The sequence below is a fragment of the Citrobacter sp. Ct235 genome, from assembly GCF_030332305.1.
Taxonomy (GTDB): Bacteria; Pseudomonadota; Gammaproteobacteria; order Enterobacterales; family Enterobacteriaceae; genus Citrobacter_A; species Citrobacter_A telavivensis.
In genome coordinates, this window is record NZ_JAOWIC010000038.1 from 1 (window position 1) to 2,555 (window position 2,555).

Genomic DNA, 2,555 nt, shown 5'->3' on the forward strand with positions numbered 1-2,555 from the left:
GAATGACAAGGAATGTTGTACGCCTGTAATTGAAGAATTTTTGTAATTGATGGTGAGGCGATATTAACCACTATCCATGTTATCTATATAAATGAAATCAACTATTTATAAATTAGATTCTCTCTGCTGGCCGGTTTTTTATGGACGAAAGAAAATGCCCTACAAACACACGCTCTCTGAGGTGCTGGTGATGCTGTTTATCAATCCGCCGGAGGCTATCCGCATCATTTCCGTAATGGCCGGCGGAGCGCTGGCGCGGGCGTGCCGCGCGTCATCAAACTCACAGCTGAAACGCCTGGGCGAGATGGTATTTTGCATTCTGGCGTAATACTGCGTTCACCCGTTTATTCCCGTCATGCCGACGCTGTTCGGCGTGCAGGTGCCGTGGGGGACAATTGCGATCGTCATATCGCTCGCCGGCAGTCACGTTATTTACGTTTTAGTTACGTATTTCTGGAAGAAAGAACCGGTATTGATTTAAAGGAAATAAAAAACATGACACGTAAATTCTGTCAGCGCAGCCAAAACAATTTAACTGGCGTAAATGGCGATCTGGTTACTCTGGTCCGTACCGCGTTGTCCGGCTTTATGGGGTATCTGAAAGGGAAAAGCAGTCTGATGATGTATGAGCAGTTTGGGGATATGAAGTTTAAATACAGTAACAGGGAGTTCTGGTGTCGTGGATACTACGTAGATACGGTGGGTAAGAACACGGCGAAGATACAGGACTACATAAAGCACCAGCTTGCAGAGGATAAAATGGGGGAGCAGTTATCGATCCCTTATCCGGGCAGCCTGTTTACGGGCCGTAAGTAACGAAGTCTGATGCAAATGTCAGATCGTCTGCGCCTGTCAGGGCGTGGCTGGTAACAGAGCCTTACAGGCGCATCTGAAAAACCTCCGGCTATGCCGGAGGATATTTATTTTATTCCGCAAATCCCATCGTTAACGCTCACTCTGTTCTGTGTCGTTAAATCCAGCAGTGGGATTTGCAGAAAGTGGTTCAGTTAAAATCGCGAGCCGCGACAGATTGCACCTTCCAGGCTCCATCTTCTTTGACCATGCAATCAATGACGACGTGATCTTTCTTTTCGCCATATGCGATGTAAACCTGCATGCACGCGGCGTCATAATCCGTTCCCACGACAGATACTGTTTTCCAGTCGTTTTGATAGCCCTGGGCTTTGATGAACATATCAATATCAGGAATGTCATATTCATTGGGGTCAAGTTTACCCAGCGCCTCAAGCTTACTGATCGTCTCGCGGGTAACGTAGGGCTTCAGCGCGGTGTAATCGGAAAGGGGCTCTTTTCCGCTCATAATCTGCGAAATGTACCACTGGTTAAAATGCAGTGCTGCAACCGCCTCAGGAGGGACGGAGCCCTGATCGGCAAAAGCAACGCAGGGAAGAAAAGTGCACGCCAGAAATAATGATTTTTTCATGTTATTTCCTGAACAGGGCAAAAGCCGGCCTGACCGCTCGGTATTCCGCGCCAGGGTACATTGTCCGCTGTACAAAATCCGAATACCAGACACCGGCGCCGCCGTAAATGCATGCGTGGCCTATCGGGTGATGCGCTGTGGGCTGTATAACGGCCACGTCACCCTCAATCGGCTCGCCGTACACTTCATGGAAACCAGCCATGATTAGGTTGCTTCTCATATCCCTGGCGAAACGCGTGTTATGGAGATTAGCACCGCCCGCACGGATGGCGTTAGAAACGAACTCAGCACATCTGCTTTGACTTTGCGTCCCGGCGTGCTGACGTGCATAAGCAACGGCTTTATGAGCATTCCACATAATTTAATTTCCTTATTAATTGAAAGAATGACAAGGAATGTTGTACGCCTGTAATTGAAGAATTTTTGTAATTGATGGTGAGGCGATATTAACCACTATCCATGTTATCTATATAAATGAAATCAACTATTTATAAATTAGATTCTCTCTGCTGGCCGGTTTTTTATGGACGAAAGAAAATGCCCTACAAACACACGCTCTCTGAGGTGCTGGTGATGCTGTTTATCAATCCGCCGGAGGCTATCCGCATCATTTCCGTAATGGCCGGCGGAGCGCTGGCGCGGGCGTGCCGCGCGTCATCAAACTCACAGCTGAAACGCCTGGGCGAGATGGTATTTTGCATTCTGGCGTAATACTGCGTTCACCCGTTTATTCCCGTCATGCCGACGCTGTTCGGCGTGCAGGTGCCGTGGGGGACAATTGCGATCGTCATATCGCTCGCCGGCAGTCACGTTATTTACGTTTTAGTTACGTATTTCTGGAAGAAAGAACCGGTATTGATTTAAAGGAAATAAAAAACATGACACGTAAATTCTGTCAGCGCAGCCAAAACAATTTAACTGGCGTAAATGGCGATCTGGTTACTCTGGTCCGTACCGCGTTGTCCGGCTTTATGGGGTATCTGAAAGGGAAAAGCAGTCTGATGATGTATGAGCAGTTTGGGGATATGAAGTTTAAATACAGTAACAGGGAGTTCTGGTGTCGTGGATACTACGTAGATACGGTGGGTAAGAACACGGCGAAGATACAGGA

General features: G+C 47.8%; 5 protein-coding genes. 4 read left to right on the forward strand and 1 reads right to left on the reverse strand.

Annotated features, from left to right (window positions below; translation table 11 throughout):
• Positions 1-154 precede the first annotated feature (154 nt).
• Positions 155-328 carry a hypothetical protein gene (locus tag OGY35_RS04300; protein ID WP_286631507.1) on the forward strand — a complete coding sequence of 58 codons (174 nt, stop codon included), beginning with the start codon at positions 155-157 and terminating at the stop codon, positions 326-328.
• A gap of 167 nt (positions 329-495) precedes the next feature.
• On the forward strand, positions 496-816 hold the full coding sequence (locus OGY35_RS04305) for a transposase (RefSeq protein WP_502872691.1): 321 nt from the start codon (positions 496-498) through the stop codon (positions 814-816).
• A gap of 187 nt (positions 817-1,003) precedes the next feature.
• Here OGY35_RS04305 and OGY35_RS04310 read toward each other — a convergent pair whose 3' ends face one another.
• Positions 1,004-1,444, reverse strand: a complete 441-nt coding sequence (locus OGY35_RS04310; protein WP_286631508.1) for a DUF3828 domain-containing protein — start codon at positions 1,442-1,444, stop codon at positions 1,004-1,006.
• Between the two features lie 537 nt (positions 1,445-1,981).
• Here OGY35_RS04310 and OGY35_RS04320 point away from each other — a divergent pair.
• Entirely contained in the window at positions 1,982-2,155 is a 174-nt protein-coding gene (locus OGY35_RS04320; protein ID WP_286631507.1) for a hypothetical protein, read from the forward strand.
• A 167-nt stretch (positions 2,156-2,322) separates the two neighbouring features.
• On the forward strand, positions 2,323-2,555 hold a 233-nt coding region (locus OGY35_RS04325; RefSeq protein WP_502872692.1), incomplete at its 3' end, for a transposase.